The following is a 21,073-nucleotide window of genomic DNA, read 5'->3' as shown; positions in this document are numbered from 1 at the left end:
TCCTTCGGGTATGGCACACCCGAGCCCCGAACCCTGCCCGACTCCGCCTGACTGGCCGTACTGCGCACACGGCGCAGACCCCGCTACTGATCCCGTCGGCTGCCGCGGCATCCACGTCCCCGGCCATACCGCATGCCTCGCCCACCTGGCCGAGGCCGACCGCGACGCCTACCTGGCCGGCCTGACCCCTGGCACCGACATCGACCACCGGGACACTCCCTTCACCGAACCCCTCCTCGTTGCCCTCCTCGAAGCCCTCCGCGATCCCGCCACCGGGCACCCCCGCCTCGGCGGTGCCCGGTTTCAGTCGGCGACCTTCCAGGGCGACGCCGGGTTCGACTTGGTGAACTTCCAGGGCGAAGCCTGGTTCCAGTCGGCGACCTTCCAGGGCGCAGCCAGGTTCCAGTCGGCGACCTTCCAGCGCGACGCTTGGTTCTCGGCGGCGACCTTCAACGGCGCAGCCAGGTTCCAGTCAGCGACCTTCCAGCGCGACGCCGGGTTCGCGGAGGCGACCTTCCAGAACCTCGCCGGGTTCGACTCGGCGACCTTCCAGGGCAACGCCCGGTTCGACTCCGCGACCTTCCAGCACGACGCCCGGTTCGACTCCGCGAACTTCCAGCACGACGCCCGGTTCGACTCCGCGAACTTCCAGCACGACGCCCGGTTCAAACAGGCGGTCTTCGAGCGGTCGGCCAGCCTTGGGCCGTTGGTGTGCGCCGGGCGGGTGGAGTTGTCCGGGGCGGTGTTCGGCGGCCCGGCGACCCTCGCGTTCGCCGCGCGCCGCCTGGAGTGCCGGCGGACCCGCTGGTCCTCAACGGCCGAGGTGCATCTGCGCTACACCACGGTGGACTTCGCCCACGCGGTCTTCGAATACCCCCTCACGATCGCCGCGGTGGCCGACCCCTTCGTCCTCCCCGGCGGATGGCCAGTGGCAGAACAGCCTCTTGCCGACGCGGCACCCGGCGCCACGGTGCGGATGGCCTCGCTGCGCGGGGTGGACGCGGCCCATCTGGTCCTCGCCGACGTCGACCTGTCGGGGTGCTTGTTCACCGGGACCGTGCATCTGGACCAGGTTCGGCTGGAGGGAACCTGCTCCTTCGACACGGTCCCTCGCGGCACGCACTGGCGGCGCTGGCCCCTAGTGCGGTTCACCCCACGCCGCACCCTCGCCGAGGAACACCACTGGCGCGCGCACCAGCCGACAGCAGTCCGGGGATGGAACGTCGCGGTCCTCGGCGCCGGACACGTCCGGCCAGCGCAGCTGGCGCCGGTGTACCGGGCTCTGCGCAAGGCGCTCGAGGACGGCAAGAACGAGCCGGGGGCGGCGGATTTCTACTACGGCGAGATGGAGATGCGCCGCCACGACCGCACCGGCACCACCCGCGCCGAACGCGGACTGCTGCACGGCTACTGGTTGCTGTCCGGCTATGGCCTGCGCGCCTCCCGAGCCCTGGGCTGGCTCGCTGCCGCCATGCTCGTCACCATCGTGCTGCTGATGGGTTTCGGGCTCCCCCAGGACTCCCCGAAGCAGGAAGCGACCGGCACCGTGCCGCCCGACGGAGGCACGGTCACTTTCGAGATCGACAAGGCAGACTCTCAGAACCCCACGGGGAACAGGTTCACCAGTGAGCGCTTCGAGAAGGCCCTGAACGTCACGCTCAACTCGGTGGTGTTTCGCTCCAGCGGCCAGGATCTGACCACCGCCGGCGCCTACATCGAGATGGCCTCCCGCGTGACCGAACCCGTCCTCCTGGGCCTGGCCGTTCTGGCCATCCGCAACCGCGTTAAACGCTGACCGCGTGTCGGTTGTTTCAGTGTCCGGTGGCTGCGGCGTTCTGCCAGCCCTTGGCCGTGGGGGCTGGGAGACCGAACCGCCACGTGCCGCCGCACGGAAGATTTGAGTGCCCAGGTCACAGCCCCGCCCACTGAAATCTTCCGTGCGGCCCGACAGTGAACACGGAGGAGCGTTCGTGACGACGATGCTGGAGCGCTCCCCGCAGGCGGCCCTCGCCGCCTTCCACCGCGATGAGTACCACGGCCCGTCCGAAGGGGCGGGTGTTGCTGTCCCTGCCGTGGCTTGTCGGCAGAGGCCGCCGCCCCAGGTTCGTCCCCGCGGCGGCGGTCCCGCTGCGGCTCAGCTGAGCCTGGATGTGGCGTATGTGTCGATGGCGTTCCGCTGATAGGCGGCCAGGCCGGGGGCGATCGCCTCGAACGTGGCGTGCCAGGCGTCGTTGTCCACGCAGGATGCGCGTATTGGTCAAGCCGGCCTCTACGCACGACTCGTACGGTCCGCCCGGCGGGCGACGGGATGGCCGCTCCGGGCGCCCATGGCGCAGCCGCTCCAGGTGCTGGCTCAAGGAGTGTGCTCAGACTCGCGCCGGTGCGGTGTCAGGAGTATGAGCAGGGCGAAAGCTGCGAAGACGGTGACTATTCGCGCGTAGTTGAACGCCTCCCAGCGATCCAGGATCCAGCCGCCCTTCTCCGGCCTCACGGTGGCGACAGCCTCGTCCTCGCCGCAGGGGTGCTCCTTGCCGCCCTCCTGGCGATGAGCACCGGTAGTCGAGAGCCTGGAGCCCTGCCTACCTACCGGGCACTGAGGTCTGCCAGCGTGTGGCAGAGCGCGGCGGCGTCCTCGATCGCCTCGGCTTCCGAGATCACCAGGCGATGCCCGACCGAATTGCTGGACGCGGGAACCCGTCGCAGGTACTTCTCGTCGACGACGCCATCGTTGTGGGTGAAGACATGGCGTGCCGCCCACGTCTGGATCAACCGTTGCCAGGTGGACAGCCCCACGGAAGTACGGACGTTGGTGTATCCCGCCGCTACGAACAGGTCCGCCATGTCGTCCAGGCGTTGGAAGACGGCTCCCCTTCCCCGCAGCCGCTCATCCGCGTCAGAGACCCGCTCACGGAACACGGAGAATCCGAGCGCCTCCACGACACCCACGACGTTCTCGATGGTGTCGACCCAACTGCGGGTGAGCACACCCTGCTCGCGCAGGACGGCCCTTGTTTCGGCAGGGAGAGACGCGAGTGCCTCAAGCCGGGCGGTCTCAGCCTGCAGAGCGTCGAAGGCGACGGGAGCGGCCGGCAGCCGTCCGCATCTCGGGCAGTAGCGATGCTCGCCGAAGACCGCATAGCGGATCTCGCACCCGGCGCATGTACGCGTACGCCCCAGCCTCCATGGCTCGCTCGCGCTGCTGGTCTGTCCAGAATTCCGTGTGGTGTGCGCTGTGCCCGCAATACACACACCACAGCTGAATCTCTTCGGGAAGCGCCTCGTAGTCGTCGCCGTTGACGCGGAAGAGCATCGCGCATTGGGGGCACTGACGTCCGAAGAAGCCGTCCGTGTCGAACGGCATTCTGACGCTTACCTTGTACTGGTCCCCCTGGCGGTCGGTGATCTTTGCGCCGTCAGGCATTCGGAACTGGTTGTTGTCCCACATGAGTTGATTGTGGACGAGGGCACTGACACTGGCTCCTCGCCGGACCTGTTGTCCTTCTACCCCCACGGCGAGACCGTCGTCCTGGGCGGTACAGCCATCGCTGGCGAAGGCGACCTGGCCCCCGACGGTAAGGCGGCGTCTGGCATCCTCGCCCGATGTGCCGAGGTCGAGTCCCGCCTCGCCCATGCCCCCGTCCCGGAGCACCGGATCGGCACTCGCCGACCCGTTCCACGGTCCGGGTGGAGGCGTAGCGGCGGGAGGGAGGACGGCACCGTGGTCGTGCACAACCACGGGCACGGGGGCGCTGGCGTCACGTTGTCGTGGGGGGCGCCTTGAAACCGAGAGCTTGCTTGCCACCATGAGAGGAACCCGATGGTGACCGATCCGAAAGCACCCTTCCTGTACGTCGTTGTCTGCGCCGCAGGTATCGCGGGCGACACCCACAAGCTGATCAGCGCCGGGCAGGCGCAGGGCTGGGACGTTGGTGTCGTTGCGACACCTCAGGGGCTCGGATTCCTCGATGCCGAGGCGATCACCGAGCAGACGGGCTATCCGATCCGTTCGGCCTGGCGCAGTCCAGGTGACCCGCGCCCGCTCCCGCCCGCGGACGCCGTCGCCGTCGCACCAGCCACGTTCAACACCATCAACAAGTGGGCTGCCGGCATCGCCGACACCCTCGCCCTGGGGATCCTGTGCGAGGCGTACGGGATGGGGATCCCGACGGTGGTCCTGCCGTACGTGAACGCTGCCATGGCCGCGCACCCCGCTTACCCACAGAGCCTGAACCGGCTCCGGGAGATGGGGGTGCTGATCGGGTCGTACGAACCGCACCGGCCGAAGGCCGGGGGAGGAGCCGACCACTTCCGCTGGGAAGAGGCGCTGGAGCTCCTCGCTCCGGTGCTGCGGGAGTCGACGGCTATCTGAGCAACCGAGCGCGCTGCGTCGCTCCCGTGGCCAGACCGTCGACAAGCGACATGGCCAGCAACTGCTCCGACGGCAACGTCATCGACCATAGGCCGATTCTCGCCCCGACCAAGAGCGCTACGGCGCTGGCCTCCAGGGCATTCGGGACGTCAGACCCGAGTAATCAGGTCGCTGATGAGGGGGGTGGGCCTGCGAGGTGAGGCCGTCGATGACCTCCTGGGGTTCGGAAATAAATCCGACTGCCTCCGCTGTTTTGTACCGGACATAATGGGTGCACTGGAGGGCGCGTCGAGCCTGAAGCTCTACAGCACGCATCACGGCGTGACCGAGATCGCTCCGCGTCTTGCCGAGGCTGAAGCGCATGTGCAGCGCTTCGTCGAGGCCAACATGGAGGCATTGCTCGGAGTCCGTTTGCTGGAGTCCGAGTACAGCACGGGGCCGGTCCACGGCGGCCGGATCGACTCGCTGGGGATCGACGAGAACGGGGCCCGAGGGCTGAGGGGCCGGCGGCGCGGACGTTGCGGACCTTCCTGCTGGCGCCGTCGCTGATGACGCGGGCGATCCGGGTCTCGGGGTCGTAGGTGACGCCGACAGGCACGAGGTGCGGGGTGCCGTCGGGCCGGTGGGTGGTGAGGAAGCACACTCGGCGTTCCTGCCAGAAGGTGTCGCCCCCGTCTGAGGGCGGGGTGTCGGTGCTCAACGTGTGTCTCCTGGGTGCGTACGGCGAGGCTGCGCAGACCGCGTACATGTCCCGGTGTGAGTGGTCCGGGGTGCGTGCGGTTTGACGGTACGCGAGACGGTCGAACGTCCGCCCTCGTGGTCCGTCCCTTCCCGTAGAGGCTCCGCCCGAGGCGGGCAGCCGGCTCCCGCTCCTTCAGCTACCCCATCGACGAAGGCATTCCGGCACCATCACGCAAGAGGCAGCACGATGGGCACTCACTGCCCCCGGCGGGCGGCTGCATAGACCTGACCAGCGGAAACCCTGCGATCACGCCCGGCAGAACAAAGGTTTCCAGGAAACCCAGTCCTCCTCTTTCTGTCAGTCCTGCCCTCTAAGATTCATTTTGCGGGGGCAGCCGGATGTTCCTGAGTGCGGCGGCAGGGTCGCGGTAGGTGCAAATGTGGCAAACGGACGTGGGCGGGGAGTCGCATGCTGGAAGGCCGGTGGACGACGGTCACCGAGTCCGAGTACGAGCACGAGCGCCGCGGTCTGGAAGCGATCCGCAGGCGCGTGCCGGACGAGGAGCCGTGGCGGGCCTGGTCGAACTTCACGTTCACTGCGAATAGCGGGCATGTCCGCGAGGTCGATCTTCTGGTGGCCTCCCCGGCCGGGGTGTTCCTCGTCGAGCTGAAGGACTGGCACGGCTCGGTTCACGGAGGCGGCAACGACTGGGTACAGACCACGCCCGGCGGGACTCATCGGCGACACGGCAACCCCCTGCACCTGGCGAATCGGAAAGCCAAGGAACTGTCCGGTCTGATCAACGGCGTCTCCGGCAGGCCCGGCGACCGGCCGAAGATCTGGGTGGGTGAGGCAGTCTGCTTCACCGATGACAAGCTCCGCGTGAACCTTCCGGCCGCCGATCTGAACGGCGTGTTCACGGTCAAGCAGCTCGTGGACATGCTGGCCGAGCCGCCGAGTGATGCCCGGCGCCGGATAACGGCCGAGACATCGCGCCATGTCGACGCGGCCCTGAAGAAGCTCGGCATCGCACCGATCCGCCGGCAGCACGAGGTGGGCTCCTATCTCCTGGATGCGAAGGCGTTCGACACCGGGCCCACCTGGGCCGACTACTTGGGCCGTCATTCCCAGCTGCACGACCTGGCGCGAGTACGGGTATTCCTCAGCGAGCGTGGTGCTTCGGACGCCGAGCGGTGTTCGGTGGAGCAGGCCGCTGCTCGCGAGGCGCAGGTGCTCAGCCGGTTCCGGCACCCGGGTGCGGTACAGCTGAAGAGCTACCTGCCGTCGGGGCATCCGGCCGGGCCGACGATCCTGTTCGACTACCACCCGGAGACTCTGCGGCTGGACGACTTCCTGGTGCAGCACGGGAAGGAGCTGGACCTGCGGGGCCGCCTCGCGCTCGTACGGCAGCTTGCGGAGACGGTGCGCTCCGCGCACTCCCACCGCGTCCATCACCGCACGCTGTCGGCGCACGCGGTGCACGTCATTCCGCGTGACCGCGGCCCGCGCGGGCGGGAGCTCAGCGAGGAGCAGCGCTGGCTGAGCCCTTGGCCGCAGATCGCGGACTGGCAGATTGCCACCGGCCGGAGCGCCAGCCGTGGCCGGCCCCTGACCCTGGCTCCTACGAACGTGTCCGGGTTCCACGTCTCGGTGCAGGCTGATCCGTATCTGGCGCCGGAGCTGAGGATTCCGAAGGCCGATCCGGTGCGCCTTGACGTGTACGGGCTCGGTGTCCTCACGTATCTGCTGGTCACCGGGCAGGCACCAGGCGCGAGCCAGAGCGAGGTCATGGCCCGCCTGGAAGCTGGTGAGAGCCTGCGCCCGAGTGCCTTGGTCGACGGACTCAACCCGGACATCGACGACTTGGTGGAGGCGTCCACGGCGTACGAACCGGGCCGGCGCCTGTCCACGGTCGACGACTTCTTGGAGATGCTGGAGTACGTCGAGCAGGCATTCACCGAAAAGGACTCCGTCGGCCCGGGCGCAGCTGCCGGTACGGGTGGGGCCGGCGGGTCGGGATCGGAGACGGACGAGGATCGGGGCGAGCCGGAGAAGGACCCGCTGGAGGCGGTGGCCGGAGATGTACTGGCCAGGCGCTGGGAGGTTGTGCGTCGGCTCGGCACGGGCTCGACCTCACGGGCGTTCCTGGTGCGGGATCTCGCGGGTGAGCCGCGGCGCAGCGGCACCCTGCCGGTGGCGGTGCTGAAGGTCGCGTTGAGTGAGGCCAAGCACGCGGTCCTGGACCGGGAGGCCCAGGTCTTGGGCCGTATCCACCGGGATTCCAGCATCATCGCGCTGTACGAGCGGGAGCCGATCACTCTCGCGGGTCGCCGGGTGCTCGCTCTCGAATACGTCGGCGACAGCCGAGAGATGAAGGACCAGGACCGCGGTGACGGGAAGGGACCGAGGCGGCGTGAGGACACCGTCGCCCGTCAGCTGCGGGACAACGGTCGCCTGGGCATGGACCAGCTGGAGGCGTACGGGAAGTACCTGTTCGGTGCGGTGGAGCACCTGGAAGCGGAAGGAATCTGGCACCGGGACCTGAAGCCGGACAACATCGCGATCCGGATCCGTCCCAACGGCACTCGACAGCTGGTGCTGATCGACTTCTCGCTCGCCGGATACCCGGCGAAGGAGATCGAAGCGGGCACCGAAGGCTACCTCGACCCGTTCTTGGGCATCATCACGCGCGGCTCGTACGACGGACACGCCGAGCGGTACGCGCTCGCGGTGACGTTGCACGAGATGGCGTCGAACGAGCTGCCCCGATGGGGCGACGGCGCCGTCACAGCTCGGCAGACCGATCCGAAGGAGTGGCCGTACCCGCAGCTCGCTGCCGACGCCTTTGAGCCGGCGGTACGTGACGGCCTGGTGGCCTTCTTCCGCAAGGCTCTGGCTCGGGACGTGAAGGACCGGTTCTCGGACCTGAAGCCGATGGAGCGTGCCTGGCAGGCACTCTTCCTGGATGCGCAGCGGACAACGACTCCGAGCTCCGGACACGGTACGACGGAGATCGTAGGAACTACGCAGGAAGCCGGGCCACAGATCGGACGAGAGGACGACGATGCCTCCGTCGAGCAGGTTCGGGACCAGCAGGCGGCCAGGGCCGACCGTACGACGCCTCTGTCCGTGGCGGGTCTGACGCTCTCCGCGCAGTCCCAGCTGTTCGCCATGGGGCTGAACACCGTCGGGGACGTACTGGAGTACTCGGCGAGGAAGTTCCTCACCGCGCCGGGCATGGGCTCGCGCACCCGGGAGGAAATCCAGCGCCGGCAGAAGGAGTGGAATCTCCGCCTCGGCAAGGCGGCCCCCGCACCACTGAGCGCGGAGGCCCGCAAGGCCGCCGGCCAGGAGATCACCGAGCTGGAACAGGCGGTCGCCGAATCGGTCGCCGCCGGCGGCGGAAGTCTCACCGATCCGCAGCTACTGGGCGCACTGAGCCTGGACGCGCTCGCCGCTCGCCTGGTGCCGAAGCCATCCAGCGGCAGCGCCCGCTCCAACGCCAAGGAGCGCGAAGCGGTCCGGCTGCTGCTGCGGCTGCCTGACGAGACGGGCAAGCTGCCCGAGGGTCTGGCGTGGGTCCGGCAGCGGGACGTCGCCGACGCGGTGGGCCTGACCGCGGGCCGTATCCCGCAGATCGTAAAGAAGGCGCGCGAGCGCTGGCACGAGGACGCCGCCCTTGGGCTGTTGCGCGAGGAAATGGTGGAGCTCCTCGTCGAGCGCGGCCGGGTGGCCCCGGTGATCGAGCTCGCCGACGCGCTGATCGCCCGGCGCGGCACCCAGCACGTGGAGCGGCGCGACCGGCGGGCGCTCGCCCTGTCGCTGCTGCGCGCGGTGGTGGAGCGAGAGAATTACGACAACGAGTCCCCGCCGCTTTTCCGCTACTTCCATGCTCGGATGCCCAAGGGCGCCGATCCGGTGCTCGGCCTGCTCGCCCTGGACGTCCGGGAGGGAGTGGACGGCCCAGACACCCCGACGCTGCCCGCTCTGCAGGACTATGCGCTTAACTTGGGCGCGCGGGCCGACCGGCTCGCGGCGCTGGAGTCCCTGCCGACGGCGACCACCGTCCTCACCGAGCTGGACGCGGTGCGACGGCCGCCGGGCAGCCTGGGCTGGGACGAGCGGCGCACCGCCGAGATCGCGGTTGCAGCCTCCATCCGGGCCGCCCTCACCCCCCGACTGGAGGTCTACCCGCGAGACCTGGACTTGGTGCGCGCGCTGAGGATCACCCAGGCCGGTGTTGTCGCCGTGCAGCCGGGCGTCGAGGAGGAGCGGCAGCCGGGCCTGACGGTTGACGACCTGCACAAGCGGGTCGCCACCCGCTTCCCCGACCTGGGCACGGATCCGCTGGTGCCGCGCGAGCTGCCCACGGGGAGCGCACTGGTCCGCGACCTGAAGCAGGCCGGCTTCGAGTTGAAGCTGGCCACCCGCTACGACAAGGTGCTCCGCCTCATCCCGGACCGTCCGTCCGGGGACGCCACCGCCGGTCTGACCTCGGCGAGTTGGGGAGCCTCAGCGGCCCGCCGCTCCGCCCCGACCCAGTACGACGCGGACGCGGCCGTCGCCGCCGCCGTCAAGGCCGAGCAGCGGCTCAAGCACTCTGCGCGGCAGGACGGCTTCCGGGTTCTGACCGTGCCCCAGCGGCGCGCCGAGGACGCGGTGCGGCGGCTGGCCGGCGAGCCGTACGGGGCGCGGCCGGTGTCGTTGACCGGGTTCTTCGTGGACGAACTGCGCGGTGTGGTTGGCGAGGCGGCCCGACCGACCTGGGAGACCGTCCTCAAGGCGGACGCCGCCGAACCGGGCAGCCGGGCCCACCAGCAGCTGCGCATCCGCACTGACAAGGCGTGGGGGCGCGTCGAGCCGCGGCTGCGAGAGCGCCTTGCGGAGGGACAAGGTCCGCTGCTCCTCACCGACACTGCGGTGCTCGCCCGGTATGACGCTTTGGACCTGCTCGGTCGGCTTGCAGAGGAAGCGCGGCAGGGCGGTAGCCCGCTGTGGCTGCTCGTTGCCCAGTCCGACCCGGCACGGGCGCCGCGGCTGGCCGGGCAGAGCGTGCCGTACCAGGCAGGGTTCGACGAGTGGATCGTCGTGCCCGACGCCTGGGTCGCGCGCAAACACCTCGCGCCGGACGCCTGACCCGTTTCCGGCTTCAGACCTGATCTTCTTCCGTCCTCTCCCATCCACAGGAGCCGTTCCGTGATCGACCGCAAGAGCCTCCTCGCCGACCTGCAGAAGCAGGTCAAGGCGGCAGAGACCGACCTTGAGCAGCAGGTCAAAGCCGTCCCCGAGGTCGGGACACGTCTGCGCGGCGAGTATGAGCAGGCCCGGAAACTGGGTCGTACCGCGGCGACCTGGAACGCCTGGCTCGGCGATCGAATCACCCAGGTCGCGGTGGCATGGGTGCTCGGCACGGTCTTCGTCCGTTTCAGCGAGGACAACCGGCTGATCGCCGAGCCGTACATCACCGCCCCCGACGTGGCCGGGCGGGAGACCGCCCAGGCACGGTACGAGGAGTACCTGGAGAAGGACGCCGACCCGACGTACCGAGGGTGGTTGGAGACGGCGTTCGCCGAGCTCGGCGCCGGGCAGGCCGGGCGACTGCTCTTCGACCGGGACCACAATCCGCTCTACCAGATCCCGCTCTCACACGACGGGGCGGGCGCGCTGCTCGCGTTCTGGCGGGAGCAGCGGGCCGGCGAAGTCGACGGGGCTGGCGATGATGGGAGCGGCGGCCCGGTCCTCGTGCACGACTTCAGCGACCCGCTGAGCGAGGACGGCACCGAGGGCTGGGACACCCGGTTCCTGGGCGACCTGTACCAGGACCTGAGCGAGGCGGCCCGCAAGACTTACGCGCTGCTGCAAACACCGGAGTTCGTGGAGGAGTTCATCCTTGACCGCACGATGACCCCGGCGGTGCGGGAGTTCGGCTTTGAAGAACTGAAGATGATCGACCCGACCTGCGGGTCCGGACACTTCGTCCTTGGTACGTTCCGACGCCTGGTGCGGATGTGGACTGAGCAGCGACCCGAGGTCGGCCCGTACGAGCGGGTGCGGGCGGCCCTCGAATCCGTGCATGGAGTCGACCTCAACCCATTCGCGGTCGCCGTGGCACGCTTCCGCCTCCTGGTCGCCGCCATGGCCGCGAGCGGCATGCGGACCTTCGAAGAGGCGCAGCGCTACAAGTGGCCCATCCAGCTCGCGGTCGGCGACTCCCTGATCAAGGACCGCCAGCTGGAGCTGCAACTGGGGCTCGGGCTTGAAGAGGAGGGCGGCGTGGCGGGTGACCCGCTGGCCGAGTTCTCGTACGCGACAGAGGACGTGCACGAGTACCCAGGGATCCTGGAGCAAGGGCGATACCACGTCGTGGTGGGCAACCCGCCGTACATCACAGTCAAGGACAAGAACCTCAACCAGCTGTACCGGCAGCTCTATAAGGCATGCGCAGGGACGTACGCGCTGTCCGTACCCTTCGCCCAGAGATTCTTCGAGCTGGCCAAGCAGGGCGGTGCCGACGGGAACAGCTATGGCATGGTCGGCCAGATCACGGCGAATTCTTTCATGAAGCGAGAGTTCGGCACGAAGCTCATCGAGGAGTACTTCGCCCACAAGGTCGAACTAACCGAGGTCATCGACACTTCGGGTGCATACATTCCGGGGCACGGGACACCGACGGTGATTCTCGTGGGGCGGCCGAGGGAGGGATCGAAGCGGCAGACGACGATCCGGACGGTGCGAAGCGTGCAGGGAGAACCCTCCGCACCGGAGAATCCCGAAGAGGGTCTGGTTTGGCAGTCCATCACCCATCAGATTGACCAGCCCGGAACCGATAGTAATTGGGTATCCGTAGACGATCTCGACAGGAACCAACACTTCATCAAGAAGCCGTGGATTCTCATCGCCGGCGGCCTGGAGCTCGTGCGCGCATTGACCGAGGCAAGCACATCACGACTGAAGCAGGGAATCGCGCGCATCGGCTTCTATGGAGACACCCACGCCGATGACGCACTAACGATGCCCGAACGAGTCTTGAAAGCGCACAATGCTGAAACCAAGTTCACCAAGCGTATCGGTGTTGGAGACGAGGTGCGCGACTACACGCTCGCGCCAGGAAGCTACATCATTCACCCTTATGACAAGAGCCGTGCGATTGCCTCGCTGAGCTCTATGCCGAATATTCAGCGCATCCTATGGCCGAACCGCAGCGAACTAGGAAATCGATCCACTTTCGGCGGACGCACGTACTTCACTGAAGGCCGCAACTGGTGGGAATGGCACCAGCTACCGAAAGACAAGGACACGCACTCATGGTCGATCAACTTCGCCTTCGTGGCGACACATAACCACTTCCTGATCGACCGTGACGATAACTCTTTCACTCGCACCGCGCCGGTAATTAAGCTGCAAAAGGGGGCAACGGAGGAGGAGCATGTGCGGCTGCTTGGGCTACTCAATAGCTCCACAGCCGGGTTCTGGCTCAAGATGGTGAGTCAGAGTAAGGGCAATGGTGGAATTGGTGGCGGAATTTCGGACGAGCTATGGGAGCATCGTTTCGAATTCACTGGAACTAAGCTGGAAGAGTTCCCCCTCCCGGCTGAATATCCCATCGCGCTCGCTGCGGAGCTCGACACGCTCGCGCAGCAGCTCTCCGCGACGACCCCCGCCATCCTTGCCGCCGAGGCCGTCCCCACCGCCCCCGCCCTCCGCGAAGCCCACGCACGCTACAACTCCACCCGCGCCCGCATGATCGCCCTCCAGGAGGAGCTGGACTGGCAGGTCTACTCCCTCTACGACCTGCACTCCGAGGACCTGCGCCTGCCCGACGCCTCCGTCGTGCCCGAACTCGCCCTCGGCGAAAGGGCCTTCGAGATCGTGTTCGCGCGCCGGGTCGCAGCCGGTGAGGCCAGTGACGAGTGGTTCAAGCGACACGGGTCGACGCCGATCACAGAGATCCCCACGCACTGGCCGGCCGACTACCGCGCCCTCGTCCAGAAGCGCATGGACGCTATCGAGTCGAACCGTGCCATCGGCATGGTGGAGCGCCCCGAGTACAAGCGGCGCTGGGCCACCGAGGGCTGGGACGCGATGCGGCAGAAGGCGCTGAGGTCCTGGCTACTCGACCGGGTCGAGGACCGAGCGCACTGGTTCGATGACAGCGGCAACCCCACCGTTACGACCCTCGCCCGCCTCGCCGAAAACCTGTCCGCCGACGAGGACTTCACATCCGTGGCCGAGCTGTACGCACCTCGGCAGGACCTTGCGAAGACCGTACGGGAGCTGCTGTCCGAGGAGCACGTGCCGTTCGTCTCGGCGCTGCGTTACAAGCCGACCGGGCTGAAGAAGCGCGCCGACTGGGAACACGTGTGGGACAAGCAGCGCGAGGAGGACGCCGCACCTGACGAGCCCGCCAAGCGGCAGATCCGCAAGGAGACGCCCGTGCCGCCGAAGTACAGCTCGGCAGACTTTCTGAAGCCGAGCTATTGGCGTGCGCGTGGCAAGCTCGACGTGCCCAAGGAGCGGTTCGTGTCGTATGGCACGGTCAACGCGCAGTCGCCGGAGCTGTACGGATGGGCCGGCTGGGACCACTTGGAGCAGGCCCTCGCTCTCGCCTCGTATATCCAGCAGGCTGGCCTCGCTGACGACGATCTCGTGCCGTACCTGACCGGGCTGCTGGAGCTGCAGCCGTGGCTGGAGCAGTGGTACGGCGAGTACGACCCTGAGTTCGGGGCGTCGCCGGCCGCTGAGATCCTGGCGTTCCGCCAGCAGAAGCAGGGCGAGCTCGGGCTGACTGACGACGCGCTGCGGGCCTGGCGCCCGGCCGCCGCCACCCGCGGGGGCGCGAAGAAGGCAGCCGCACCCAAGAAGCGAACGGGCGGCGCGAAGGGCGCCGTCCAGATGTCCGTCACGGACACTGTCATTGATGCCGTCACCGGCGCAGAGTCCGACTGAGCAGGGCGAGGAGCTTAAAGACATCATGGCGTTCATGAGCAGGAACAACTCTCGCCCCGAGGACCGGCCGCTGCTACGGGAGTTGATCGACATCCCGGAGTCGGTGTCCACCTCGGACTTCGTGCTGAAGCTGAACGAGGCGGTCACCCCTGAGGGGGCCGAGGCTGCGCTGAGGGACTACGTCGTCACCGACCGGCTGCTCAGCAACTTCGACGAGGCACTTGACCTGATCAAGTCGGCGCTCGACAGTCGCTCGTCGAAGGCGGCCTATCTGCACGGCTCCTTCGGTTCCGGTAAGTCGCACTTCATGGCGGTGCTCTACGCGCTGCTGTCGGGCAACCAGGCAGCCCGGGTGCGTGGCGACCTCGACCCGGTGCGGGCCCGGCACCCCTGGCTGGACGCAGACGGTCGCAAGTTCCTGCTGGTGCCCTACCACATGCTGGGTTCCAAGTCCCTGGAGCAGCGTGTGCTCGGCAAGTACGTTGAGCACGTACGCAAACTGCACCCGGGCTGTCCGCTGCCGCAGGTTTACCGAACCGACGGGCTCTTCGAGGACTTCGCCGAGCAGCGCCGCCGCAACGGCGACGACCGAGTGATCGAGCAGCTTGCCGACGCCGGCGACGGCCAGATGGACGAGTGGGGCGACTCCTTCGCCTGGACCACCGACCTTCTCGACCAGGCGGTGAACGCGCCGGAGGAACACGAGAACACCAAGGACCTCGACCTGGAGAACCCCTCCACGCCGCGGGAACTGCGGGCCCGTCTCGTGCAGGACCTCACCCAGACCCTCTTCCCGTCGTTCTCGCGCAACGCCTCCGAGGACGCCGACGGGTTCGTCTCCCTGGACAAGGGACTCGGGATCATCGCCGCGCACGCCAAGTCCCTCGGCTACGACGGCCTCGTCCTCTTCATGGACGAACTGATCCTTTGGTTGGCCTCCCGCATCCACGACCAGAGGTTCGTCTCACGCGAATCCGACAAGATCACGAACTTCGTGGAGGGCGGCGACGAGCGGCGCGCCATCCCGGTGGTGTCGTTCATCGCCCGTCAGCGCGACCTGCGCGAACTCGTTGGTGAGGAGATGTCGGGGGCGGCCGAGGCCGCTGTCCAGGACAGTCTGAAGCTCAGCGGCGGTCGCTTCGACAAGATCGTCCTGGAGGACCGTAACCTCCCGCAGATCGCGCAGGCTCGCCTACTCAAGCCCGCCACACCCGAGGCCGAGGCGAAGGTGGACGCGGCGTTCGCGGAGGCCAAGAAGCTCGGCCCGGACGTGTGGGACACCCTGCTCGGCCACGACAAGTCCACCACCGGCGCGGACGAGGACGCTTTCAGGCGAACGTACCCGTTCCCGCCGGCCTTCATGGACACCCTGGTGCACATCTCCGCCGCGCTGCAGCGCTCCCGCACCGGCCTGAAGCTGATGAGCCAGCTGCTCGTCGACCACCGCGACGACTGGCGGCTCGGGCAGCTCGTGCCGCTCGGCGATCTGTATCCGGCGATCGCGGGCGGTGGCGACAAGGCATTCAGCGGGGAGACCAATGTCCACTTCGAGGCTGCCGACAAGCTGTACCGGGACAAGCTGCGCCCGTACCTGCTGAAGACCAACCAGGTCACCGAGGACCAGGTCGAGGCGTACCGGCGTCGTCCCGAGAGCCTCGGCGACCCGCAGCTCGCTGCCCGTTGCCGCGACTTCACCGGCGACAGCCGGCTCCTGCAGACCCTGTTGCTGTCGGCGCTTGCGCCCAGCGTCCCGGCGCTCGCTGACCTCACCCTGGCGCGGCTGCACGCTCTCAACCACGGTTCCATTACCACCCGCATCGCGGGCACCGAGGTCGGCCGGCTCGAGCAGAAGGCGAAGGAGTGGGCGGCGACCTTCCCTGAGATCAAGGTCATCGGCACAGGTCCGGGCGCGGTGGTGCGCCTGGAGCTCACTGGCGTGGACCTAGACGCCGTCCTCGCGAACGCCCAGGTCCACAACAACCAGGGCAACCGGCGTGCCAAGATGCGCGGCCTGCTCAAGGAGGCGCTCGGCGTCAGCGACGGGCCCGGTGGCTTCGACGCGTACGACGTGCTCGACCTGGTGTGGAAGGGCACCGAACGGCAGGTCGAGGTGGTCTTCGGCAACGTCGCCGACGTCGACTCGCTGTCCGAGGCGACCCTGCGGCCCAGCCAAGACGACGCCTGGCGGCTCGTCATCGATTTCCCGTATGACGAGGGTGAGTTCGGTCCGATGGACGACCTGCAGCGGCTGCGTGCCCTGCGGGAGAAGCCGGGCGGCGACTCGCGCACTCTGGCCTGGCTGCCTACCCACCTGACGGACGCCTCCCGTAGTGACTTCGAGCGTCTCGTCGTCATCGACAAGGCTCTCGCCGACGAGGCCCGATTCGACTCCGACTTCGCACGCAGCCTCAACGCCGACGACAAGGCGCGCGCCAAGAGCATGCTGCAGTCGCAGCGCGACATCCTCACCGAGCGAGTCACCCAGGCGCTGCGGCAGGCGTACGGGCTCGCGCAGAAGCAAGAAGGGGTCGTCGACCTCGGCTTCGACACCCACCTGGTCGCCCAGCAGGATGTGCCCGAGCTTCGGCTTCCGCTCGGTGCGCCGCTGGACGCCGCCGCCCGCGACCTGGCCGGCAAGCTGCTCGCCCACCAGTACCCCGCCCACCCCGACCTGGACCCCGACGGCACCGGCAAGCCTGTGAAGGCTGCCGAGATCAGGACCGTCTTCGAGTACGTACGCAAGGCCGCCGAGGACCGTGACGGACAGGTCGAGGTCGATGGCAAGGACCGCAAGACCATGGCGCGGATCGCGGGCGGCCTCGGCCTCGGCACCATGCGGGAGGCGTACTACCGGCAGTCCACCACCTGGCCCGACCACTTCACCAGCCAGGCCCGCCGGGAGGGCTCCGCCGAGCCGACTCTGGTCAAGCTCTCCGATTGGAGTGACCTTCCCGTACCGCGCGGTCTGCCCGAGCCGCTGCGCAGGCTGCTCGCCGCCGCCTACGCGGAGATGACCGACCGGGTGTGGGTGCGCGGCGGTGTACCCGTCGAACCCGCGCCCGCACCGCACGAGCTCAAGCGGGACTACGCCCTGCGGGAGCAGCAGCTACCCAGCGAGAGCGATTGGGAGGAGGCGCGCAAGCGGTTCGAGACCGTGCTCGGTGACCGGGCGCCGCAACTGCGGCGCGGGCGGATCGTCAACCAGTTCGCCGGACAGATCAAGCAGGCTGCCAGCGTGCTCGCCCAGGATGCAGGACGGCTCGTCGGGGAACTGGAGAAGCACCGCGACTTCCTCCGCCTCGATGATGACTCGCCCCGGCTCGTCCTCGCCCGGCGGGCGCAGGAGCTGGTCAAAGAGGTGACGGAAGCCGGCATCGAGGCCAAGACCGTCGTGGACCGGCTCGCCCGCTTCGACCTTGGCGACTTCAGCGCTCACCGGTACGGGATGTCCCTCAAGAGTGCCGGGAAGGTCGCCACCGCGCTGCAGAACACCAGCTGGGATCAGCTGGGCCTGGCCGACACCCTTGGTGTGGGCGGCGCGGCCGTCCTGGAACGGGTGCGGGATGCCGCCGCCGGCGATCCGGGGGACTACCCCGACCTGCCTGGAGTGCTCGATGCCGGTGGCCGGGAGGTGCTGTCCCTGCTGAGGGCCCGACAGACCACGGCCGAGCGTCCCCAACCGACCGTCACCCCGTCGCCGAGCTCGGACGACGTGGACCTGAACGGCGGCTCCGCTCACCCGCAGGTGCTGCCGGAGCTGGCGCAGCAGCCGGGGCCTCGTACGCCGTCGCGGTCCGTGGCACGCTCTGGCGGTGGGCGGACCACCGCTGCACGGGCCGCCGCCGAGCTGCAGGCGGAGATCGCGGCGCTCGCGGCTGAGCACCCCAACGCCACCGTCGAGGTCGTCTGGAAGGTTGTCGACTGATGTCCGACACGGTCACCACGGCGCCCGTGACTGCCGGCCCCGCCCGGTTGCCCGCGGGAACTGTCCGCCAGTACCTCGCCGCCCGCAGCCGGCTCGGCGACGGCACAGTCCGCGTACTGCTGCTGCGGGCTGATCCCACCTGGGACGGGCCCGCTGTGCAGACGGCGGGCGGGCTGCGGGCGCGGGTGGCCGTCGCGCCCTCGGTGCTAGCTGTGCACGAGCAGATCCTGGGCCACCTCGACGCGGCAACTCCACCCGACCCCAAGGTCCTGGTCGTCCTCACCGACCGCGAGGACACCGACCTCGACCCCGGGCTGCTCGCCCGCGTCTACGGCGGGCGGATCCGGTCCGTCGACAACTGGGAGGTCGTACAGGAGGCGTTCGACGCACGCGGCCTCGACGGGCGGCTGCGCGGCGAGACCTGGGCGGCCGAAGCGCTCCTGGACGCCGCGGCCACCCGCGGCTGGCCCTCGCTGGGCAAGGGAGTGCTTTCCCGCGACGAGGCCCTCACCCGGCTGGCTAGGCGCCGTCTCAGGCTCGGCCGCCAGGACACGGACGCGTTGGGCGGGCCGGCCGCGCATGACGACGGAGACCGCATCGACCCCGTCGCACTGTTCCGGTGGGCCCTCACCCCCGGCGGACCCGACCTCCTGCGCGACCTGCGCGGACCGGAACGGGCCGGCCTGGCCCGCTTCCTCGCCGAACCCGAGCAAGGCGGCTCCACCGGCGAGATCATCACCGCCCTGGTGGACGCCGAGCACGGGGCCGACGCAGCCGCGTACGCGGTCGTTTGCGCCGCCCTGTGGGGGCACGCGGAGCCCGACCACGACCTGTACCGGGCACGGGGACGCGCCGAGCGGTGGCTCGGCGAACAGCCGCCCGCCCAAGGCGACGGCCTCGACAGACTCCTGGCCTCCTTCGGACACAGCGGCGAGGCGTACGTCCGCAGCCTCGTCGACCGGGGCGAGCACCGGCTCGCCGACCCGGTCCTGACTCGGGCCGCACAGCTCGTGGCCCAGTTCGGGGCACAGGCTGCCGCGGCTGCCAGCCCGCTGCTCTCGGCCGGACTCGACGCCCGCTTCACTGCGGCTGGTCGTGCCCTAGCCGACGGCGGCACCGACACGGTCACCGCTGCCGTCACCGCGCTGGCTGACCACGCTCTGGCCGCAGACGGCGCCACCAGGGCCCGTATCGAGCGGGTGCGGATGGCGGCGCGGCTGCGGCAGTGGCTTGCCGGCTCGCCTGAGGCCGATATCGCCTCGGTAGCTGACGGCACCGCCCGCCAGATCCGCGAACTCGGCTGGGTGGACCGGGCCTTGGAACACCTGGAAGCGGGCGGCGACTCGGACGACGTACTCGCCGACGCGTACAGCCGGATCGGCGCGCAGGCGCGGGACAAGCGCCGCGAGCTGGACCGCGTATTCTCCGGGCGGCTCGCGGTGTGGACTGCGGATGGCACCGCTCCCGGTGCCATGCTCACCGTGGAGAGCTTGCTGGACCGCGTCGTCGCACCCGTCGTGGCCTGCCCCGGCCGACGGGTCCTGCTCCTCCTCGTCGACGGGATGAGCGCGGCGATAGCAGCGGAGCTTGGCGAAGAACTGCGGGGACAGTGGGCGGAGTTCGACCCATTGCCCGACGCGACCGGAGCGCCCGTCCGGCGTGCCGTGGCCGCCGCCCTGCCCACCCTCACCGCTGTCTCCCGCACCTCGTTGTTCGCGGGCACCCTGATGAAGGGCGACCAGAGCGACGAGAAGCGGCTCTTCCCGCAGCACCCCTGCTGGAACGGGGCCCCGGCGGTCGTCTTCCACAAGGACGACCTGCGCGGCCCCGACACCGGCTCGCCCTTTTCCACCGCCCTCACCGAAGCCCTCGCCGACGAGCGCACCCATGTCGCGGTGGTTCTCAACACCGTCGACGACCGCCTCGGCAAGGAGCAGAAACTCGGCGACGGCGCGTGGCAGACCAAGGAGATCGGCGGTCTGGAACCCCTACTGCGGGCCGCCCGCGCGTACGGCATGACCGTGCTCCTCACCTCCGACCACGGCCATGTAATCGAGCGGCGCGGCAGCAAGCTCGACGCGGCCAGCGGCACTATCGGCTCGGCCCGCCACCGCACCCCTGGCGGACCCGTCGCACCGGCCGAGATCGAGCTGTCCGGACCTCGGGTGGTCTGGCCGGAGCCCGGATCGCGGATCGTCGCGCTGCGGGACCACGACACCCGGTACACCGCGCTCAAGGCGGGCTACCACGGTGGGGCGACCCTCGCCGAGTTCACCATCCCGCTCCTCGCCCTGCTGCCCTTCGGCGGCCAGCCGCCCACCGGATGGCGGGAGCTGGGCGACCCGACGCCCCCCTGGTGGACGGAGGACGGCGAGGGCGGCGCCGCAGTCGAGGCGGGCACCAAGAACGAAGCTGACGCTGGTGCCGCGCCTCACGCCTCGGTGGCGAGCCCGCGCCGCAAGCAGACCAGGAAGGCCGCCCCGCCCGCGCCCGAGGGCGCCATCAGTTTGTTCGGCGAGGACGAGGTGGTGCCCCCTGCACCGCAGGAACCCGCCGGCTCTGCGGCCGAGCCTGAGACCGCACCTTCCTCCAACCAGTCCGAAGACCCTGCTGTCGCCCTGGTCGAGCGCCTCATGGCCACCGAGCTGTACCAGGCACAGCTGGACCTCCTCGCCCGTAAGCCACGCGACAAGACCGTCCTCCCGAAGGCGCTGGCCGCGCTCGTCGAGGCCGGCACCCTGCCGATGACCGCTCTTGCCGAACGAGCGGGTCAGCCCGCCACCCGTGCGCCCGGCTTCGCAGCGACCCTCGCCCAGCTCCTCAACTACGACGGGGCTCAGATCCTGGAGATCCTGCCCGACAACCGCACCCTGCGCCTGCACCGCGCCCAGCTGATCGAGCAGTTCGGGCTGTGAATCGGCGTACTGCGGCTGCGGCGGGCGGACCGGTTTCCCGGCCCGCCTGGTCCGCGTGTCGGCGGCCCGGCGTTCCCATCGGCGTCCGGCCAGGTGGGCGGCCGGATGGGAGACTGTTCGGGTGAACGCGTTTGGATCTTCAGCATCCGGGGCTGCCACCCCGGTCGGCGCCGTGCGGCGGCGCGCCGTGGTGGACGCGCTGCGGCGCGGCGCCGTCCCTGAGAGCGGCCTCGACC

The 21,073-nt window shown here is 69.1% G+C and carries 9 protein-coding genes and 2 pseudogenes; 7 read left to right on the top strand and 4 right to left on the bottom strand.

Annotated features, from left to right (window positions below; genetic code table 11):
• Nucleotides 1–10: 10 nt before the first annotated feature.
• On the top strand, nt 11–1,795 hold the full coding sequence (locus ACWGI8_RS12085; RefSeq protein WP_453660167.1) for a pentapeptide repeat-containing protein: 1,785 nt from the start codon (nt 11–13) through the stop codon (nt 1,793–1,795).
• Between the two features lie 339 nt (nt 1,796–2,134).
• On the opposite strand, the pseudogene ACWGI8_RS12080 reads toward ACWGI8_RS12085, so the two are convergent.
• The 3 genes and pseudogenes from ACWGI8_RS12080 to ACWGI8_RS12070 form a co-directional block, all read right to left on the bottom strand.
• A pseudogene (locus ACWGI8_RS12080) lies at nt 2,135–2,254 on the bottom strand (MerR family transcriptional regulator); the annotation flags it as partial.
• A gap of 329 nt (nt 2,255–2,583) precedes the next feature.
• Entirely contained in the window at nt 2,584–2,985 is a 402-nt protein-coding gene (locus ACWGI8_RS12075; protein ID WP_453660165.1) for a hypothetical protein, read from the bottom strand.
• A gap of 67 nt (nt 2,986–3,052) precedes the next feature.
• Nucleotides 3,053–3,631, bottom strand: a complete 579-nt coding sequence (locus tag ACWGI8_RS12070) for a hypothetical protein (protein WP_453660163.1) — start codon at nt 3,629–3,631, stop codon at nt 3,053–3,055.
• Between the two features lie 186 nt (nt 3,632–3,817).
• Between ACWGI8_RS12070 and ACWGI8_RS12065 the strand changes: the two genes are divergently transcribed.
• Both ACWGI8_RS12065 and ACWGI8_RS12060 read left to right on the top strand, forming a co-directional pair.
• Nucleotides 3,818–4,369, top strand: a complete 552-nt coding sequence (locus tag ACWGI8_RS12065) for a flavoprotein (RefSeq protein ID WP_453660161.1) — start codon at nt 3,818–3,820, stop codon at nt 4,367–4,369.
• A 267-nt stretch (nt 4,370–4,636) separates the two neighbouring features.
• Nucleotides 4,637–4,918 carry a hypothetical protein gene (locus ACWGI8_RS12060; RefSeq protein WP_453660159.1) on the top strand — a complete coding sequence of 94 codons (282 nt, stop codon included), beginning with the start codon at nt 4,637–4,639 and terminating at the stop codon, nt 4,916–4,918.
• Here ACWGI8_RS12060 and ACWGI8_RS12055 read toward each other — a convergent pair.
• Nucleotides 4,869–5,117 (bottom strand): annotated as a pseudogene (locus ACWGI8_RS12055) (pyridoxamine 5'-phosphate oxidase family protein); the annotation flags it as partial. The gene ACWGI8_RS12060 and the pseudogene ACWGI8_RS12055 sit on opposite strands and share 50 nt — an antisense overlap.
• Nucleotides 5,118–5,519: 402 nt before the next feature.
• On the opposite strand from ACWGI8_RS12055, the gene pglW reads away from it, so the two are divergent.
• The 4 genes from pglW to pglZ are packed head-to-tail and all read left to right on the top strand — an operon-like array spanning nt 5,520 to nt 20,837.
• Nucleotides 5,520–10,187 (top strand): BREX system serine/threonine kinase PglW, encoded by a 4,668-nt coding sequence (gene pglW / locus ACWGI8_RS12050; protein WP_453660157.1) that lies wholly within the window; start codon nt 5,520–5,522, stop codon nt 10,185–10,187.
• Nucleotides 10,188–10,247: 60 nt separating this feature from the next.
• Nucleotides 10,248–13,997 carry a BREX-2 system adenine-specific DNA-methyltransferase PglX gene (gene pglX, locus ACWGI8_RS12045; RefSeq protein WP_453660156.1) on the top strand — a complete coding sequence of 1,250 codons (3,750 nt, stop codon included), beginning with the start codon at nt 10,248–10,250 and terminating at the stop codon, nt 13,995–13,997.
• Nucleotides 13,998–14,022: 25 nt separating this feature from the next.
• Nucleotides 14,023–17,922, top strand: coding sequence for a BREX-2 system ATPase PglY (gene pglY / locus ACWGI8_RS12040; protein ID WP_453660154.1), 3,900 nt, complete (start codon nt 14,023–14,025; stop codon nt 17,920–17,922).
• The gene (gene pglZ / locus ACWGI8_RS12035) at nt 17,922–20,837 is read left to right on the top strand and encodes a BREX-2 system phosphatase PglZ (RefSeq protein ID WP_453660153.1); all 2,916 of its coding nucleotides are present in this window, start codon (nt 17,922–17,924) and stop codon (nt 20,835–20,837) included. The genes pglY and pglZ overlap by 1 nt, the downstream gene beginning before the upstream one ends.
• Nucleotides 20,838–21,073 lie beyond the last annotated feature (236 nt).

The organism is Streptomyces sp. NPDC054841, assembly GCF_053611045.1.
Note: the sequence above shows the minus strand (reverse complement) of the source record. Positions and strands in the feature narration are given on the sequence as shown.